This window comes from Alkalihalophilus sp. As8PL (assembly GCF_040939795.1).
In the GTDB taxonomy this organism is placed as follows: Bacteria; Bacillota; Bacilli; order Bacillales; family Bacillaceae_D; genus Alkalihalophilus; species Alkalihalophilus lindianensis.
The window spans coordinates 129,910-149,607 of record NZ_CP162550.1 but is presented as its reverse complement, the minus strand read 5'-3'; the positions used below and the strand labels follow the sequence as shown (position 1 = coordinate 149,607).

Sequence of the window (19,698 nt, the reverse complement as noted above, 5' to 3'; positions counted from 1 at the left end):
AAATTAAAATGAAAAAGCAACCATTTGTAAAACCAACTCGTGTACCAGTGTTATCTGAGAAATAATTTAATAATACTTAACGTAAATAAGGCGGAGATTACTCTCTGCCTTATTTTTAAAAGGAGAAGATTTACCAATGGATAGAATTACTAAAATAGCATATATAGCTAATAGAGATTGCTTACTTTGTTCAGATATTAGAGGTAGGGTACATTATTTAGATCGATCACTAAACTTACTAAAGTCATCACCTTCTACAGCCTATACAAATATGATTAACGCTATTACATTTACTGAAGAATTTATATTTACACGTGATATTAAAGGTGTAATCGGAAAGTGGGATGCAGATACTTTACAACCACTAGATTTCCATGATGATTATTCACTAAGAGAGAATGAATATTTAGAGTCATTAGATGAAGAATCCTCCCCTAGCTTAGCAAGAGGAATTGCTGCTTTCAATGGAAAACTATACACCACTAATGGCTATGCTCAATTCGTCGTGCTAGATCAAGATACATTTAATGTCATTAAAATACATCCACCGTTTAATGAGCTTTCGTTTGTAGATGGTATTTGCGTTGAAAATGCAGATATCCAGGCAATCTCAGAAACGTGTGGAATGCTTCATCTAGGTAATATTGAAACGCATGATTTTAGTAAGAAAATTTCTATTGACAGTGGAAACGTACATATTATTCGTTATGACAAAAAGAATAGTCGATTTATCGCAACACAAGATTACGGTTTAGATGAAGATAAAAATGTGCGTAATGGCATTGTTACATTAGATATGAAAACGTACGAGAAAAAAGAATATCATTTTACCACTGATGATGTGGAATTCTTACAGTTTTCAGATGATTATTCATTAGTCATTGCAGGTGGATTCGATGGGAAAGTCCACATCTACGACAATAGCGAATCAGAATTAAAACTCAAAAAGATCCTAGGTCCATTTAGACATCAATTGATAGGAGGCTCCACTATTGAAGACGATTTATATCTTTTGATGCAAAGTGGGGAACTTATTAGAACAGATCTAGAAGGAAGGATTAAAGATGAACTAGATTTTGATTATAAGTGTGTATGGTCAATTGAAAGTCACCCGACAGAAAGTAATTTAATTTATTGTGCAACAGGTAAAGGTGTAAAAGGATATCGCTTTGAAGATGCACCTTATAACAGTGTACATTTCACCCCTGAATTTGATAATAATCATGCTCTAGGTATCACATTCCGTGTCGTACCATTAAATGATGGTTCTTATATTGCACTAACTCGAAAAAATATTATTTTCCGTAGTAATGAGCAGGGAGAAATTCTCTGGCATACTACTGTCGAAGACCTTCCTAAAAATGTAGCAGTGAATGCAGAAAACCAATTCTGTTTGCTTGGTTTAGATAACGGTAAGGTTTATGAACTTGATGTAGAGAAGGGTAAGATTGTTAGAACAACAAAATTAAACGCTCCTGTATACGTGCTAGCTTATAGAGAAAACGGAGAAAAGGTAATTGGAACTAAACCAGGGGACTTTATCATTTGTGATACAGAACTCAATGTGCTCAGGGAATTTGCTTTAGATGGTTATCCAAAAAGAATGATGAACTTTGGTGAAAAAGAGTTTGTTGTTGGATCATTTGGACTTGTAGAGTTAAATCTTGACCAAGGTGAAGCTGTAAACACCTACACAGAGTTATTATGGAACACAAAAGAGAATGGCTCACTACTCGGAGAATATAGCTTTGTAATAAGCTACGGAAAACAAATTGGGGTGTACAAACAAGGTACAGAAGAGATGGTAGACCTAGTGGAACCTCTATATGACTTTCCGAAAGGCATGCTTGGCATAGAGAGTCAACAAGACCATGATATTTTGTTAGTTGGAGGCAATGGTGGTTTTATCAATGTATATAGAATAGTGGATGGCTCTCCAATTAAAGTAAGGGAATTATATGTATAAATTAGATGGTGATGTGTTGAAGAGTTCTATTAAGGATATTAGATGGATCGAATTACCAAAAGGTACTGCCATTATAGGTAGTACCTTAGAAGAAATAGAGGCAGCCAATGATTATTGGAAAACAAGATTGCTTGACCCATCTTATAAAGAGAAGTTCAAGGAATGGTTATTAAAAGAGTATCCTTCACACGAAGTAGAACTAAAACCTTTTTTGATATCAGATATCCTTGTTACGAATGGAATGTATAAGGAGTTCTGCCTTGATATGGGTAGTGATATTTCTGAACCAGAGAGCTTAGTAAATAAGGATTTGGGTGGAGATATGACATGTCCTATTTGGGGGGTAACTATACAAGAAGCGTTTCAATTTGCTGATTGGTTTTCAATGAAATACGGGGTGAAAGCGAGCCTACCTACAGAAGCCCAATGGGAATACGCAGCAAGAGGGTCTACTCGGAGAGTCTACCCATGGGGAAACGATTTTTCTCCCACTAAATGTAATAGTTTTGAATCCAATATTGGTCGCACCACTCCAGTGAGAAGTTATGAAGCAGGTAAATCATATTTTGGTCTATATGATATGGGTGGAAACGTCGAGGAATGGGTTGATACTAAATATAACGTGTATCCCTTCGGAGTGAAAATCACTGATGATCTAGTGGATGAGCTTGGTGAGAAATATTACATTTTAAAAGGAGGGTCCTTCGCTAGGGGAGGAGACCTTTGTAGGGTAGCTCGCAGACATGGTAGACACCCGGATGATGTATTTAGGTATACGGGTTTTCGATTAGTAATTAATTAGGTCACAATTTCAAGGTGAAGTTAATGAATCAGCGTAGAAAAATGAATATGATATTTGCCGCTAATATAGTTACTTCTGTAGGTTCCGGTATCACTGCTTTCACGATCCCCTGGTTAATTATTAACATGGACGGTGGAGAAAGAACCTACGGTATTCTTTTTATCTTTGTGTCGATTGGTATGTTCTTCCTTGCGCCATATGCTGGGATATTAGTTGACCGATTTCCGCGGAAAAAGATCTTACTTTTGTGTGAATTTATAGCGGGAATTTTATGTAGTGTTGTGCTAATCATGTATCTTTTATCAGGAATGATGAGTATTTACTTACTTATTATTCTTATGATTGTTACATCAATATACTCTTCTGTTCAAATACCAGCATTACTTGCTTTTACTCAAGAGTCATTTACTAAAGATGAATATAAAAAAGTTAATGGACTAATGGAAGTCCAAAGTCAATCAGCTACCTTTATTAGCGCTGGTCTAGTTGCTTTATTAGTAGGCAGAATTGACCTTTGGATCATTTTCTTGGTGGATGTAGCGTCTTTCTTTGTAGCTTTAGGTATTCTATTTTTTATCCCTTATAAGAGTCAGTTGTTTACTAAGAATTCAACTACGAGTAAACCTAAAATGTTAGAAGACTTAAACAGTGCATGGAGTTATATGAAGGAAAACAAAGCTCTAATGGTCCTGCTAATGTGTTCATTTGTTCCTTTTATAATGGTTTTAGTAGGAAACTATCTTAACCCAGTCTACATTTATAGTGAATTAGGAGCAAATCCGGATATCCAAGGGTATGCAAGTGTTATTTATGCACTAAGTGCAATTTTAGGGGGGATAGCCGCTACGGTTCTTTCTCAAAGATTCGGTGATTATACCTCTATAATTATTACTTATATAGTTTATTTAGTTGGTATTATTGGGATTATATTGTTTCCGACAGTCGGAATTTTCTTGTGTATGAGATTATTCGCAGGCGTAGGGAATGCAGGTAGCCGAGTATTGCGTAAAAATATCATGATGGTTAATATCCCTAATAATATGATTGGAAAAGTGAATAGTTTCTTTAGCTCAATGAGTATGCTTTTACAAGCCATTTTAGTAGGTATTATAAGTCTTTCAATCAGTGGGGTAGGTGCTTTATTTTCTTTCTCTCTAATTGGAATTTTAATGACTATAGGTTTAATTGTTATGGGTACATCTATCATCATACTAAAGAAAAAAGATATTACTATCCCAATTAACCATAAGGAAGGTGTTAGGTAATGAAATATGATATAGCCATCGTTGGTGGTGGACCGGCAGGTATGAGTGCTGCTTTATTTCTAAAAGGGGCTGGCCTAAACGTTATATTGATTAACTCCGAAAAATCCCAATTGAAGAGTGCATGGCTGGACAATTATCTAGGTTTAGAGGAAATAAGTGGACCGGAACTCCTAGAAAAGATCAAAAATCAGCTCAAGTCACGAGAAATCTCTCTATTAAATGACGAAGTTACAGATATTAAACGGAATAATAAAGACTTCTCCGTTGAAATGGTGAACAATCCTCCTATTGTTGCGAGTAGAATTCTTTTAGCAAGTGGTCAGAAAAGTGGACTTAAGATCGCAGAGAAGCTAGGACTTTCTTTAATTGAAAACAACGAACCCTATGTAAAACTTAAGGTAGAGGTAGATACTGAATATCAAACCTCTCATCAAGACGTGTATGCATGCGGTACACTAGTCGGAGTCTCTTCTCAAGCTATCATCGCTGCAGGGAATGGTGCACAAGTTGCGTTAAATATCATTAGCAAATTGTCTGGTAAAAGAGTTCACCACCATAAAACTCTCGCTTAGCAGCACTCTTTTGTGCTGCTCTTTATAAATTAAAAGTATATACTGCTTAGTATTTTATTTTACATTTCTTTTGATGCTGAAAGGGCTGGTTTTATGTGGGTTTGCGAAGAACATGTAAAAGTTGGGGTGAGCATTTTAAAATCACCACATATAAGAGGAAACGAGAATAAACTTAAGCTTAAATGCCTGTATTGTGAAAATGAGGCCACTTATGAATTGTATTATTTTAAGGTGAGTAATATAAACGCTAGGAGAGAAAGCGATGAAAGATATTGCTTATATGAGAGCAGCACTTGATCTAACAAAATTAACCTTAGGACAAACCAGTCCTAATCCTGTGGTTGGAGCTGTGGTGGTAAAAGAAGGAGTCGTAATTGGGGTTGGAGCTCACCTCAAGAGAGGTGACCATCACGCTGAGGTTTATGCCTTAGAAATGGCAGGTCAGCAAGCTGAAGGAGCAACTCTTTATGTGACTTTAGAACCTTGTTGTCATGAAAACTTAACCCCGCCCTGTACCAATCTTATTATTGAAAAGAAAGTTAAGCGAGTAGTTGTTGGAATGCAAGATCCTAATCTAAAAGTAAGTGGTGGTGGGATTAAGAAACTACTTGAGGCAGGTATAAGAGTAGACGTGGGTTTACTAGAAAAGGACATTAGAGAAGTAAATAAATATTTTATAAATATTCAGGAGAATAAATTGCCATATGTAACGATCAAATGGGCATCTAGTTTGGATGGTAAGATTGCAACTGCTACAGGAGAAAGTAAATGGATTACTTCTGAAGGAGCTAGAAATGATGTACACAATTATAGAAACAACCATGATGCCATTTTAGTTGGTATTAACACAATTCTAAGTGATAACCCTAGATTAACAACGAGGGTAAATGAGGGATTGAATAAGCACCCTATTAGAGTTGTTTTGGACAATAGATTAAGAATTCCTAAAGAGTGTTATGTAGCAACTGATAGAACTTCACGAACAATAGTCTTTGTCTCAAATCAAGTAAGTGAACAATTAATACATAGCTATGCTGATACGAACTTAGAAATAATTAAACTAGAGAGTGATCAAGTGAATACGACAGAAGTGTTAGATTACTTGGGCAGGGAAGGAATTAATTCAGTTTTTGTTGAGGGAGGAGCGTCTATTATAGACAGTTTCTTTAGAGATGGTGTTGTTAATGAGGTAGTTGTGTATATGAGCCCAAGAATTATTGGAGGTACTGATGCTCTCTCTCCAGTAGGTGGGATTGGGTTTCCTGAACTTAATAAAGCTCCTCATCTTGAAGTGAAAACTATTGATCAAATTGGTTCGGATATTAAAATTACTGCTACGTGTACATACTCCAAGAGTGAAAAGTCAAAATAGTTTGATTAAGTAAATGCATTTACTAAGAAAAATTTGGCTGCATTTAACTTGAGTTTAACATCTGTATAAATTTTAGTGAAGAAACATTATTTAATTAAAAGTTTGTAGGGAGGCTTTATTTTATGGAGAATAAAAAATTATTGATAATTGGTTTAGGGGTGCTCGGGAGTAATATATTAGATATGATTTCAAGGACTAATATGAAACATAAAATTATATTTGGTGGAAAAGATCCCGAAAAAATGAAAGAAAGAGTGAATTTAGCAGAGTTAGTAGCAAATAAGTTAGGCTATTCTCCAAAATTAAGTGTATGCAAAGTCGATTTAGACAATATAGAAGAAACTATTGAAACATTAGATAGACTTAAACCGGATATCATATTTAATGCTACTTCTTTAATGAGCTACTGGGTACCTACCACCTTACCAAAAGAGGACTTTGCGAAATTATATTATGCATATACAGGATGGCAAACACCTACACATCTAACACTTACTTATAAATTAATGAAAGCTGTTAAGCTTTCCAGTCTTGATATCAAGGTGATAAATGCTTCCTATCCAGATGTAGTTAATCCAGCCTTAAGGGAATTAGACTTGAGTCCCCATGTAGGAATAGGAAATGTATCTAATATTGTTCCGACTATTAAGAAGGCTATTGCTCTAGCCACCTCTTTCAATATTACCGATATTGAAGTATTTATCACGGCTCATCATCACTTTAGTTACAAGTTACCTAATGTTGGAAATAGCGAACGATTACCTCACCATATTGCTGTTACGCATAAAGGTAAAGATATAACGAGTCAAATAGATTTAGATACTATCTATAGTATTATACCAGAGAAGCTAAAGAGAACTAGAGGACTTGTAGGCATGTCTATGACAGCTGCGTCCTCAATGAATATTATATTAGAATTTTTAAATGAAACGGGAAGGTCGGTTCATGCTCCAGGGGTTAATGGTCTACCTGGCGGGTATCCCATTAGAATTACTCAAGGAGAAATGAAGGTGGACTTCAAAAATAATTTAACACTAGAGAGAGCACTGGAAATTAATCAATTGGGCCAAGTGTTAGATGGGGTAAAAGAAATTAAAGATGGAAGAGTTGTGTTTACTGAAAGAGAGATGGAGGTTGTAAAGCAGATATTGGGGTATGAATGTCATTCAATGAAGATTGAAGAGTGTGAGTACTGGGCGAAGGAAACTCTTTCTAAGATGGATGAAAAACAAAGATCAAGGAAATTACAGTTAATTTAAGGAGTGAGATAAATTCATGGAGTATGTTTATTTTATTGAAAGTAATAGCGCGGGGAACGGTGTGAAAGCAATGGAGTATGCAAAGAAAAAAGGCCTTAAAACTTTCTTCCTTACCTCAATGCCAGAGAAATACGAAAAAATGGAAGTTAATCCATTAGTTATTGCCGATGAGTATAAAATAATCGATACTAACGACACAGTAACACTATTACATTTCTTTCAAAACCGGAACCCTATTGGAATTTTAGCTTTTGATGATTTTCATATTATACAAGCTAGCTTAATAGGGAAAATAAAAGAAGTAGTAACACCCTCTTTGGAAGGTTTAATTAATTGTAGATTCAAAGATAAAACTAGAAAGGCTTTAGAGGGAAGCCCAGGCTATATCAAGTATAAATTACTGGAGTCAGATTCTCTTTTAAATGATCCCTTATTCTACCCTTGTGTGGTAAAACCGGTGGATGAAAGCGGGAGTGTAGGAGTTCAAATATGTAATAACGAAGATGAACTTGCTGAAGCCTTATCCTTTATAGATACATTAGAAAAAAATATATCTGGTTATAAATATGTTAAAAAGGCTTTAGTAGAAGAGTATTTAGACGGAGATGAATATAGTGCAGAGTTGGTATGGGATACCATCAACCAGAATTGGCACTTAATTGGATTTACGAAAAAGTATTTGAGTGAACTACCGTACAGAATTGAAATCGGACATCTGTTTCCATATTATTTCAATTCTTCAATTTCCTTGGATGTCGAAAAAACAATTAAAGGCTGGCTTGATACAGTTGGACTTAACAATTGTATAGCTCATGTGGAATTTAAGTTAGTAGATAACAAAGCTCGTCTCATAGAAATAAATCCACGTCCTGCTGGGGATCAAGTAAATGATCTAGTAGGGTATGCATTAGGCAAAGATTTAGCCTCTTATTACTTAGATATGATTTTAAATAATCCTATAGAGGAGAAACAAAAGCTAAAAAATGATTTAGTATATTTTATCAAGTTTATTTTGCCTCCTAGAAGTGGCGGAATAGAAAATATTGAAGTAAACGATAGCACAGACGGGGTAGATATCATTTCATATAAGGTCAAAACGGTAAAGGAAGTAAAAGGAGTTAAAAATTCAGATGATAGACTTGGTTACGTGATTACATCTGGGAGAAATGAAAAAGAAGCTATTGAATCGGCAGATCATTTTATAGATAACATAAGTATTAATTACCACTTAGAAGAGGTGCTCAATAAATGAAATTATTAATAATAGGCGGCACTAATTTTATTTATGAAAGAGCAATTGATTTAGGTTATAAAATTACGTTGATTGATAAGAAAAGCAACTTCAACTGGGAAAATAATAAATACATTAATGAGCTATTCCTCTTAGACTATGAGGAAAAAGAGAGTGAAGTACTTAATATAATAAAATCAGTACACAGCATAGAACCTTTTCACAAATGTGTTAGCTTTACAGAGAAGGGTCTATCATTAATAGCAGAAATTAATAAGTTGCTTGGATTTAGCGATCTCACTAATGTGGTACAAATGACTCGTCAAAAAGATAAATTTAGAGAATGTTTGAAGGGTACTGAATTTACAACAAATAGTGCAGCCGTAAATAATAAAGATGAAGTTAGAGTATTCGCTAAAGAAAACGGTTTTCCTTGTATTGTGAAGCCCAATGAAGGCGTGGGAAGTAAAGATATTAAATTAATAAAAAATATCGAGGATATTAATTCACTTCAATTAAATGTCTCTAACATTATTGAAAGCTTCATAGAGGGTCAAGAATATACTGTAGAAACTTATAGTAAAAATAGAGAACATAAAATATTAGGAGTTGGAGAGACGATCCTGTATGACGATATCCATTTTGTTGAAAAAGAACATAGATTCCCAGCAGTTTTAGACCTTAAGTTAGAAAAAAAATTAACATCTTCCATTCAGAGTTTCTTAGATTATATTGGATTAAAAGAGGGGCCCGCACACACTGAAGTTAAGTACGATGGTAAACAGTTTAAAATTATTGAATCACATACGCGTCCCGGTGGTGATTTTATACCAGATCTAATAGAGTATACCAATGGAATTGATATATATTCAACAGTTTTAGATGATTCAAACTTTCATAATATTCATAATTCATCAAGGGCAGGTTACGCAACTGTAATTAGGTTTCTAACTATTGATTCAGGAATTGTTACAAAAATAGCAGGCTTAAATAAAGCTAAAAGTCATCCCTTGTTAAAAAAATTAGAGTTAAGCGTCAAGATAGGGGATCAGGTAAATACAATTAAAAATTCCTTCGATAGGCCAGGTTACATTATAACCGTCGGTAAAAATTTGGAAGAATGCTTGGCGGCATGCGATGAAGTTGAAAATGCACTAAAAATAATTACTGAATAATGAGGGTTTAAAAATGGATAAGTTAAAAGATAATCTCAGAAGAGCTAGGAATGTATTAAGTGGAGAAGATGAAAATGGTAAAGGAAATCATCCTGGTCAATTTGATGATGGAGTAATATCCTTTGCAGATGGTGAAGGAATGAGGCGACCTCATCCCTCGGTACTAGGTGCAGCTATTAAAGGCTTTTTTGAAACTGAAGTGACCTCGCTGGAGAAATATTTTTTCAAAAAAAAGCATGTTGAATTAGAAAATGCAATCTCGAATGATTTTAAAAAACAAGGAATCTACCGTGAGAATACAAAAAATTTATGTATTAGTAGCGGTACATCAAATCTATTCAATTCTTTTTTCTATAGTGTATCTGAACCAGGAGATACGTTTCTCACAACGCCTGGGTTTTATCACTCACTTGTAAACTGGTGTGTGATTAATAAGATTGATTTAGATATCCTTCCTTTTGATAGTTCTAATAATTGCAAAATATCTAAAGCTCAAATAGAAAATTGGGTAGTAGAAAACCCTCATAAAAAACTTCGAGGTTTGATTTTGTTTAATCCCACATATTTTGGAGCTGTGTATACTGCTAAGGAATTAGAAGAATTATCTAGATATGTTCAAGAGAAAGAACTAGTAGTTATAGAGGACTCGATTTTCTCGAAAACAATATTTGAAGGAGAAATCGTTCATTTAAGTTCCTTTCAAAGCTCATGCAACAATGTTGTAACGGTGGATGGAGGATCCAAAGCTTTTGGTTTAGCAAATTTAAGAATTGGATGGGCTTGTGGTCCTGAAAAAATAATAGAGAGAATGAACTTTCACGTACAAGCAACACAAGTCAATGTTCCACACATAATTAAGGAAATGGCATTAGCTGCATTAAATGCTCCTTCAGTCTACTTGAAAACAAATAATATTGAATTAAAAAGAAGAAAAGACTATTTAATATCTTCTATCGAGGAGATTAATAAGAGTTTGGAAGAAAAATTTTCTATAGTTTCACCAATTAATGTGCTCCATTCACCTCAATCAGGACATTCTATATTAATCTCACTAGATAAGCTGAAACCAAAATTAATCGAGAGAAACATATATGACAGTATTGATTTAACAAGGTACTTTTTAGAAGAATGTAAAGTTGCATTTTCTCCAGGCTTGTCGATGGGCTTTGATGGTTATAAGTTAAGAATTTCGTATGGGTGTCTAGGCTTAGAGAATACTTACGAGACTTCATTACGATATGAAAAGATGAATATGGTTAACGATTTAGTAAAAATGAAAGTGATCGAGTTTCCTGAAAAAGATCTTAGTCTAAAAGATTTGGAGAGAGAGATTTCGAACGATTTTCTGAAAAGTAACTCAATTATCAGTGAAGGACTTATTGAAAGAGTATTACCTTCCTTAATATCCCTTTGTAATACAAAAGAATTATTACCTTCTTGAGGAGAGATATAGATTATGAAAGCAATCTTATTTGATTTAGATGAAACATTAATAAGTCATCATGAGCAATTGTGTTCTTTTATTGAATATCAATATAGCCATAACACTGACTTACAAGAAATTGATTTTAATGAGTGGAAGGAAAAATTTATTGAGTTAGATGAAAATGGATACGTGATAAAAGAGCTAGTTTACCGGACTATAATTAGTCACTTCAACTTAAACAGCGAGATTTATGACAGTTTAATTGAGGAATTCTATAGTAAATTTCATATGTTTGTAAAGCCTTTTAAAGGATCATTAGAGTTATTACAATACTTAAAGCAATCTCAATTGAAATTAGGGATTGTCACTAATGGAGGAACTGAGATACAAAGTAAAAAAATACAGCAGCTTAATCTTCATGAATATGTGGATGTAATATTAATTTCTGAACAAGAGAATTGTGAAAAACCCGAACCAAAGATTTTTAATAAAGCTTTATATTTATTAGACTGTGAACCTGAAGAATCTTACTTTGTGGGGGATAACATTATAAACGACATTTTGGGAGCAAAGAATGTAGGGATGCACACTATTTTTATTGAAAATAAACATAGTTTTAATAAAAATGACATGGAAATATATCCTGATTATTCTGTTAAGTCCCTAGAAGAATTAACAGATGTTTTGAGAAACAACTTAAATAACTTCACTTTTAAATTTTGATATAAGTAAATGATTTACTAAGAAATAAAAATATAATATTGACTAATTTGAGGAGAAGTATGAAACGATTATTGAGTAATAAGGATTTTGTAATAATAGCACTTGGATTAGGAAGTTCAGGCTTAGGAAATACTTTCTCAGTTTTTATCATGTCATGGCTACTATTTGACCTAACTGGATCTATTTTTTCTATGGGGTCATTATGGTTTGTGTATGTTACCTCCATGATTATCTGTCATATAATTTCAGGACCATTCTTAGATAAATATAATAAAAAATACATCATGATATTCTCAGAATGGACTAAAGCTATCATTTTCCTGCTACCTTTAATTGCATTACTAACAGGAAATTTAACACAAGAGATTTTATACTTAGTAGTTATTTTATTAGGCTTTATTGAACCAGTATTTCGACCATCTTGTATGTCTTATATCCCAACAATTTTAGAGAAAAAATTGCTATTGAAGGCAAATTCAATATTAGAATCAATCGTCCAAATTATGATGGTTATAGGACCTTCCTTGGGTGGTATATTAATCGGGATATTTGACGTAGAGATAGTTATAACAACTCTTATTGTAATATTAATCTTATCGGGGTTATTCTTAACAGCTATCCCAAATGAAAAGAAGAGTGTTATTTCACACAAGTCTTCCTGGTTAACTGATTTTAAAGAAGGTGTATCTTTCTTTAAAGATAATAAGCTATTTTTATGGTTAGCAGGCTTAATTTTCTTCGTTAATATTGGAGCGGGAGCTACACAACCTTTGCTTTTACCTTTTGTTTTAAATGAGCTTAATGGTAGCTCATTCCAATACGGAATAATGAGTTCAGGGGTAGCCTTTGGGATGTTATTTGGTTCTTTAATTCTTTCTAACTTTAAACGTATAAATAATTTAAAACTATTTATGCTGGGTTCCCTAGCTCTATCTGGTGTCTTTTTAATGATGATAGGGGTTATGAACTCGTTTTACCTAGCATTTATTTGTATAGTTTTATATGGCTTATTTATAGTGATTTTCAACATAAACAACACTACACTTTATCAACTAAAAGTGCCGGAAAATATAAGAGGAAGAGTGTTTTTAGCAAGAGGACTTTTAGCAAGAATAGGTATCCCAGTGGGAGCAATTGTAGGTTCAATAATCGCAGAATTCCTTGGGTTTAAACTGCTATTTTTGATATTGGGTTTGATTACTATTATTCCATGTGCAGTTGCATGGAATTTGCCTCAATTTAATTCGTTAAATACCGCTAGTACTAAAGACCACTATAAAGGCGCTTAAATCCTCGGGAGTAAACATAAATATCCTATTAATTGGTAATTTCATGCCCGGCTGAGGGGGAATTTAATGAAATTATCTTCAGAAGATGAAAAAAACAATCAATCGAATTTAATAAAGGTGAATAAAAATACAAGTCAAGAAGTAATGTGGATTATACATGAAAGGTATAAAACCTATAAAATTCAGAATAAAAATGGTTTCTTTGTTTTAACTGTTATAAAAAAGAAAGGTTGTCTGACGTTCTTTTTCCCAACTTTAGGGGATGCAAAAGAATTCGCGAAATTTAAATTCAATGTCAAAGGCTCGTTTAAAAGGATAAAAGAATAATAATGAATCAACTCCTCGCTATATAATATAGATCACTCACCCTTTTTTATTAGGAAAGCATGTTGCGAAAATATCTTGTGACATGCTTTTTTTATTTTATTTAGAACGAATAAAGTTTTTATTTTCCCCTAAAACGTATTATGCATCTAGTATTCAGTTCCTTTAATTCTAAATTTATGGCACCCGTACCAGATCAACCTTTATATTTAGGAAAAATATAATAGTTGTAGATTAATGTCCTCGCTGTTGATTAATCTAGGGAATTCTTGGTCAAAAGATCTTAATCTATACTCACAACTAATATTAATATATTAATAAGACTAATTAGTCCGAATAGTGTTATATTAAAATAGTTGATAGTAGCTCACCCCCCTTTAAGTTAAGTAGCCCCTTGATCAAGAGGCTGCTTAACTTAAAGGGGTTTGCTTGCAATAATAAGTAATGCTTTAGGGGCCATTGCTCAATTCAAAGATAGGAAAGGAATGGAATGGATATCTTTTTCCGCTAAGAGTCCACAAGCGTTCCTAATAAAATTGATATTTAGAATATCTATCGTAGTAATACTGATTAATAATAAGCTAGGAGGATTTGCTTAATGACTGAAGAATTAAATCTGGAAAAATTTAATGATGAAGATATTGATGAATTAATAAAATTGTCTACGTCTGTGGGTTGGGATTACGATAGTTATGAAATTGAAACTATACTATCATCTGGAGCTATTTTTGGCTTCAAAAATCCTGCAGGGAAAATAGTATCTAGTGCAGCTATAATTCCATACAATAACGAGATTGCTTCGATTGGTATGGTTATAGTCCATAAAAATTTCAGAAATATGGGATTAGGAAGAAAGACAACACAAAAATGTATAGAATTTGTCTCTAGTGATCTTCCTATTATGTTAATTTCAACTGATGAAGGTAAGTATTTATATGAAAGATTAGGTTTCGAAACTAAGGATTCTATCTCAAAATATTTGTGTTCTAAATACGAAAGTGCTCGTCAAGTGAAATATAATGATCTAATAATAGAAGATTTTAAAAGGAATCACTTTAATAAAATACTTGATTTAGATGAAGGTGCTTATGGAGTAAGAAGGGAAACCTTTTTAAGTGCTAGAATTAAGCAATGCACACAGTGTAAAGTGGTAAAAGACATTAATAATAAGATTATAGGATTTGGAATTTCTGTCCAAGGTCCCGTTAATTTGACATTAGGTCCTATTGTAGCTCCCGATAATGAGACAGCGAAAGCTCTTATAGACAATTTAGCTTATAACCATAAAGGGTATTTAAGGATTGATATAACATCTCGGAATGACTGTCTCACTAATTTTTTAAAAAAGCGTGGATTTGAGAATGTTAGTAACCCTCCAGTTATGATCATAAACTCTGATAGGATGCCAGAAAGAAACAATACATTATGGGCGATATCTGCTCAAGTTTTTGGATAAGTAATTCACTTTAAAACCTCCGCATGATGTAGCAACTGTACCATCATGTAGAGGTTTTAATTCTTTTAAAAGGACTTCAGCTTTCAAACTTTAAATCTGGAATGTAGGGGCTCCATGACAATATGTATCCCTTCTCTAACATGGTGATATTGCTAATATAAGCTGATTCTTCCTATTTATTTAGGATATATTTTAAATGGAATTCCTTTGGAATCATGAATATCTTTGTGGCGCTACTTGCCGGATTAATTATTTTCCCTGGAGTGTTTACGTTCGGGCTTGAGCCAAGTGAAGGGCCGCAGCTAATCTTTGGTGTTCTGCCAGCAGTCTTTGAGCAACAGGAGGCCCCGCCATGCTAACCATTGCGGGGGTCACTCGTTCCATATAGTTCATTCAAATAGTGAAAGTCACACTTTATTAATAACCAGAATCCTCTGAAGTGAAATTTTCTAACATTGTATGATCCATTCGTTGAAGCGGCTTTTCAGCTGGGCCTTCAATCACTTCTCCTTTATAAGAGAAGCGAGAACCATGACACGGACAATCCCACGTGCGATCCCCGTGATTCCAATTCACTTCACAGCCTATGTGAGTACAGGTCGTGTCAACAATATGAAGATTTCCATCTGGGTCCTTATAAGCACCTCTGCGCTGTCCATTGACAAAAATAGCAGCACCCTCATCCTTAGCAAGGTCCTTCACATTTTTCTCGGGAATTTCCAACTTTCCTTTGATTAAATGTTTTACCACATCCGCATTTTCAACGAAGAATTTCTTTAAGCTAGGGTCCGCATAAAAGCGCGAAGGAGAATACAAGTCCTTATATGGATTACATGTCTTCATCACAAGATCTCGAAGAAGCTTAGCTGCTGCAGTTCCATTCGTCATTCCCCATTTACGGTACCCCGTAGCAATTAAGATCGAGGGATGATCAGCGGTTATGGGTCCGATGTAAGGGATTTTATCTAGAGTGGTTAAATCCTGAGTCGACCACCGATTAACCACTTTTTCATATTGAAGAACTTCTCTACCAAATGCCTCTAAAGCTGTGTAATGAGCAAGGGTATCTTTTCCTTGGCCTGTTTTGTGGCTTTCGCCGCTCACAATTACTAAAGACTCACCATTTTCTTTAATAGAGCGGAGAGAACGGCTTGGTTGATCTACGCTAAGATACATGCCATCCGGATACACCATTTTCGTTTTAACAGCTAGTACATATGAACGATCTGCATACATACGAGTTGAATAAAGGCCAGTCCCTTCATAAAACGGGAAATGAGAACAAGACAGAACATGCTTAGCTTCTACGCGCTTTTCATTACGAGTGAGGACAACAGCCCCTTGATCTTTTTCTTCAATATTCACAGCAATCGTCTCTTCGTAAATCTGTCCACCTTTTTTCTTAAATTCTTCTAAGAGAACTTTAAGGTATTTCAGCGGATGAAATTGAGCTTGGTCTTTCATAGAAAGGACCTTTTTCACTTTAATATTAAAAGGGATCTCATTACTCAATTCCCCATCAATTTTAAGTTTGATATAAGCCTTATATTCCTTTTCAAGCTTTTCAGCATATTCGTCCGTTGTCGCATAAAGATAAGCATTTTGCTTTTTGAAGTCACAATCAATTGAATGCTTATTGACCGTCTCCTCAATAAACGTTAACGCTTCGCTGTTTGCTTCATAATATAATCTCGCTTTATTTCTACCAATATGATTAATAAATTCATCATAGATCATATCGTGCTGTGCTGTTATTTTAGCTGTGGTATGACCTGTTGTTCCATTTAAAACTCTTCCGGCATCTAATAAAGCAACTTTCAAGCCATCATTAGCGAGGAGATAAGCTGTTGTGATGCCTGTAATTCCGCCACCGACGATGGCAACATCTACTTTCAAATCTTCATTTAAAGGAGAAAAGGCAGGCAGCTCCACACTATGAAGCCAGTAGGATTCAGGGTAATGAGGGAGATTTCCATTTTCTGCATTCATTTGAGTCATTCCTCCATCTATTATCATATAAATGAATTTATTTCCATTTGGTTGATGGAATATACAGCTAAAGATAATACGATGTAATTCAGCATAAGAAATAGCCCTCATAAAAAGAGGGCTCGGTATGAGAGATTGATCAGAACGGTTCGTTTAATGTTTTAGAAGCAAGGTCTACTATGGGGGTGTCCTATTAATCATAGTAACAATTTCATTGAAAGCTTCTTTCTCATTATTTATCTCCGTTGGATTTGGAGTTAGTGGGTGGATATTATTTTTTACCATTCAAGATTTTCTTATAAGGAAGGCATCACTATACTTGTAATTTAATAATTGGATAGATTCAATGCACTTCATGTTACTAACGGGCAGTTTTGTGGAAGGAGAAAAACGTCATTTTTTAATACGTAGTAGACGGAAACTACGCATTAAACATGCGGTAATTACCTCGATGGTGAGATCATTAGCTATTTAGTTTGTAAATGTCAACAACGTTTTGAAATTCCCTCTTTTCAACGGTTCTAAATTCCCTGTTTTCACCGCTAAACTAGTGCTGGCTTGATACCGGCCTTTTGCTTCTCTCGAAGCCTATAAGAATCTCCTTTAATATTAAAAGTGGTCGCATGATGGAGGAGACGATCTAAAATTGCCGTGGCTAATACTTCATCTCCAAAGATTTTCCCCCATTCGATAAACGACTTATTAGAGGTAATAATAAGAGCACCTTTTTGATCATATCGTTTAGAAATAACCTGAAATAAAACATTGGCACTAAGTTCATCAAATGGGAAGTAACCCAACTCATCAATAATTAAAATGTCAGGCCGACTCCAACGCTTTATTATGCGGTTGAGGAGGCCAGCCTTTTCTGCTTTCTTACACTCATTTATAAAATCATCTGCCCTCAAAAAAGCTGCGGAATATCCCTTTACAATGGCTTCCATTGTTAAAGCAATGGACAAGTGGGTCTTCCCAACCCCTGGTGGGCCAAGCAGTAATACATTTTCCCCATTATCAATAAACCGACAAGTGAGAACTTCTTTGACTCTCTTCTCACTAATACTTGGCTGAAATGAAAAATCGAAATCATGAATCGTTTTTTGATATGGGAGTTTAGCTTTTTTTATTCGGTTTTCCAAAGCTACAGATTCTCTTTTTTCAATTTCATTTAATAGGATCGTGTCAAGAAAGTCGGAATATGGTACATTATCTTTAGATGCATCTTCAAGCAGACCATAAATTTGGTTAGCCGTGTGGTGCCATCCTAATTTCTCTAGTCGTTCAATTAGAAGTTGAGTAGACATCATGTTTCACTCCCTTCTAATTGTTCATACACCTGAAGGGAACGATGTTCCACTTCAAGCACATCGGGCTGATGGAGACGGGTCGCCAAACCATTTTCGTTCTCTTTCAGCCCTTTATAATGCTCTAAATTGAGATGAGCTTCTGTCTTACCCGTTAGAATAGGGTGTTTCGCAATACACTCGAAATTATCATAAATTTCTAAATGATGATCGAGTGTTTCTTTCACTTTTACGTTCTGCCCAACAAAGCGGAAGGGAACCGAATAACGCTTGCCCCTATAAGAAATAAATGAATCTCTACTAACCTCCCGCATTTCCCACTTTGCTACAGGGAAAGCAGCCTTCTTATGACTAGATTGCAAATACTTTTCTTCGACCTCGAATCGTTTAAGTGGTGATTCACTTGTCGTGGCATTTGGCTTTAAATTAGCGGTCTTATCCAACCATTTACGTACATCTTCATTAAGAGCTTGAAGTGTGGGCTCATGTTTACGCTGCATAAAATTTTTCTTTAAATAACCAACGACATTTTCTACTTTCCCTTTCGTTTGCGGTCGGTTAGGTTTACATGCCTTCGGCACCACCCCGTAGTATGCTAAAAAGTCCTCAAACTTCTGGTTAAAACGAATCTCTACTGGTGAATGTTTAATAACCGCTGTTTTCATATTGTCATCAAGTATTTGTTGAGGGACTCCATTAAAGTAAGCAAAAGCGTTCATATGGCATTTCATTAAAGTTTCTAAGTCCATACTCGCTGTGAATTCTATGTACTTCAAACGAGAATATCCTAGCACCATGACAAAGGCGTAAACCTCTTTTTCTAGCCCATCGACAAGGTGTTTCCCCACATAGCCCCAGTCCATTTGAGCTTGTTTACCAGGAGGTGTTTCAAACCGTAAGGTTGCTTGCTTCTTGGGATTTTCACGATGTGGCTTTACACTTTACAAATTCTCGTAGAATCGTCATTTTCCCCTCGTAGCCTAAAGCTTGAATCTCCTCAAAGAGGACTTCACAGTTTGTAGTTCCTTCTTTTAAACGCTCTAATATATACTCCTTAAAAGGATCTAATTTACTAGGCCTCTTCTTATTTGCCTTCTTTTTAGGTAAATGATCTTCTCTAGTGTATTTACGGATGGTTTTGGGATCAAAGCCTGTCTTTTCAGCTATAGCTTTGATCGTCCACCCTTTTTGAAATAGCTCTCTTATCATAAAAAATCCCCCAATCTTGACCATCGTTTCGCCACTCCATCATCATGTAGTTTTGAAACCATTGTCCGTTATTTTAAGGGAATTTTAAACCGTTATTATTAGGGATTTTATCACCGTTGTTTACAGTAAAGTAGTTAAAGTGCTTATAGTGTTTAATGGTACGATTTCTAGAGCTTCTGTTCGTTTGTAAACCATAAATAATTTAACCCTATTTTTAGAATGGTCAATCATAAACATAATATTTAGAGTTGTAAATTAGGAATAGAGTGAATATAATGTTATTAAAGTTGCCCTAAGGAAAAATAAATTCGTTAGCACAAGTTTATTTTACAGACG

General features: G+C 34.6%; 15 protein-coding genes and 1 pseudogene. 13 read left to right on the top strand and 3 right to left on the bottom strand.

What is annotated here, in order from left to right; all coding sequences use genetic code 11:
- The first annotated feature begins 136 nt into the window (after positions 1-136).
- The 13 genes from AB3N04_RS00735 (at position 137) to AB3N04_RS00675 (ending at position 14,860) form a co-directional block, all read left to right on the top strand.
- Positions 137-1,966, top strand: a complete 1,830-nt coding sequence (locus AB3N04_RS00735) for a WD40 repeat domain-containing protein (RefSeq protein WP_368502652.1) — start codon at positions 137-139, stop codon at positions 1,964-1,966.
- On the top strand, positions 1,959-2,768 hold the full coding sequence (locus AB3N04_RS00730) for a formylglycine-generating enzyme family protein (RefSeq protein ID WP_368502651.1): 810 nt from the start codon (positions 1,959-1,961) through the stop codon (positions 2,766-2,768). Before AB3N04_RS00735 ends, AB3N04_RS00730 begins: the two co-directional genes overlap by 8 nt.
- 23 nt (positions 2,769-2,791) lie before the next feature.
- Entirely contained in the window at positions 2,792-4,033 is a 1,242-nt protein-coding gene (locus tag AB3N04_RS00725) for an MFS transporter (protein ID WP_368502650.1), read from the top strand.
- Positions 4,033-4,605, top strand: coding sequence for an NAD(P)/FAD-dependent oxidoreductase (locus tag AB3N04_RS00720; RefSeq protein ID WP_368502649.1), 573 nt, complete (start codon positions 4,033-4,035; stop codon positions 4,603-4,605). Before AB3N04_RS00725 ends, AB3N04_RS00720 begins: the two co-directional genes overlap by 1 nt.
- 262 nt (positions 4,606-4,867) lie before the next feature.
- Entirely contained in the window at positions 4,868-5,977 is a 1,110-nt protein-coding gene (ribD, locus tag AB3N04_RS00715; protein ID WP_368502648.1) for a bifunctional diaminohydroxyphosphoribosylaminopyrimidine deaminase/5-amino-6-(5-phosphoribosylamino)uracil reductase RibD, read from the top strand.
- 122 nt (positions 5,978-6,099) lie between these two features.
- Positions 6,100-7,236 carry a hypothetical protein gene (locus tag AB3N04_RS00710; protein ID WP_368502647.1) on the top strand — a complete coding sequence of 379 codons (1,137 nt, stop codon included), beginning with the start codon at positions 6,100-6,102 and terminating at the stop codon, positions 7,234-7,236.
- 16 nt (positions 7,237-7,252) lie between these two features.
- Positions 7,253-8,488 carry an ATP-grasp domain-containing protein gene (locus AB3N04_RS00705; RefSeq protein ID WP_368502646.1) on the top strand — a complete coding sequence of 412 codons (1,236 nt, stop codon included), beginning with the start codon at positions 7,253-7,255 and terminating at the stop codon, positions 8,486-8,488.
- A complete protein-coding gene (locus AB3N04_RS00700; protein WP_368502645.1) occupies positions 8,485-9,642 on the top strand; it encodes an ATP-grasp domain-containing protein in 1,158 nt (385 codons plus the stop codon). The genes AB3N04_RS00705 and AB3N04_RS00700 overlap by 4 nt, the downstream gene beginning before the upstream one ends.
- Before the next feature lie 13 nt (positions 9,643-9,655).
- A complete protein-coding gene (locus tag AB3N04_RS00695) occupies positions 9,656-11,083 on the top strand; it encodes a pyridoxal phosphate-dependent aminotransferase (RefSeq protein ID WP_368502644.1) in 1,428 nt (475 codons plus the stop codon).
- Between the two features lie 15 nt (positions 11,084-11,098).
- Positions 11,099-11,791 (top strand): HAD family hydrolase, encoded by a 693-nt coding sequence (locus AB3N04_RS00690; protein WP_368502643.1) that lies wholly within the window; start codon positions 11,099-11,101, stop codon positions 11,789-11,791.
- A gap of 59 nt (positions 11,792-11,850) precedes the next feature.
- Positions 11,851-13,080: an MFS transporter gene (locus AB3N04_RS00685; protein WP_368502642.1), complete on the top strand. Its 1,230-nt coding sequence runs from the start codon at positions 11,851-11,853 to the stop codon at positions 13,078-13,080.
- A gap of 66 nt (positions 13,081-13,146) precedes the next feature.
- Positions 13,147-13,407 (top strand): hypothetical protein, encoded by a 261-nt coding sequence (locus AB3N04_RS00680; RefSeq protein WP_368502641.1) that lies wholly within the window; start codon positions 13,147-13,149, stop codon positions 13,405-13,407.
- Positions 13,408-14,002: 595 nt separating this feature from the next.
- Entirely contained in the window at positions 14,003-14,860 is an 858-nt protein-coding gene (locus AB3N04_RS00675; protein WP_368502640.1) for a GNAT family N-acetyltransferase, read from the top strand.
- A gap of 417 nt (positions 14,861-15,277) precedes the next feature.
- On the opposite strand, the gene AB3N04_RS00670 is transcribed toward AB3N04_RS00675, so the two are convergent.
- The 3 genes and pseudogenes from AB3N04_RS00670 to istA form a co-directional block, all read right to left on the bottom strand.
- The gene (locus tag AB3N04_RS00670) at positions 15,278-16,858 is read right to left on the bottom strand and encodes an FAD-dependent oxidoreductase (RefSeq protein ID WP_368502639.1); all 1,581 of its coding nucleotides are present in this window, start codon (positions 16,856-16,858) and stop codon (positions 15,278-15,280) included.
- Between the two features lie 533 nt (positions 16,859-17,391).
- Positions 17,392-18,156: an IS21-like element helper ATPase IstB gene (istB, locus tag AB3N04_RS00665; protein ID WP_368502869.1), complete on the bottom strand. Its 765-nt coding sequence runs from the start codon at positions 18,154-18,156 to the stop codon at positions 17,392-17,394.
- Positions 18,153-19,386, bottom strand: a pseudogene (istA, locus tag AB3N04_RS00660) (IS21 family transposase). The gene istB and the pseudogene istA overlap by 4 nt, the downstream one beginning before the upstream one ends.
- Positions 19,387-19,698: the final 312 nt, after the last annotated feature.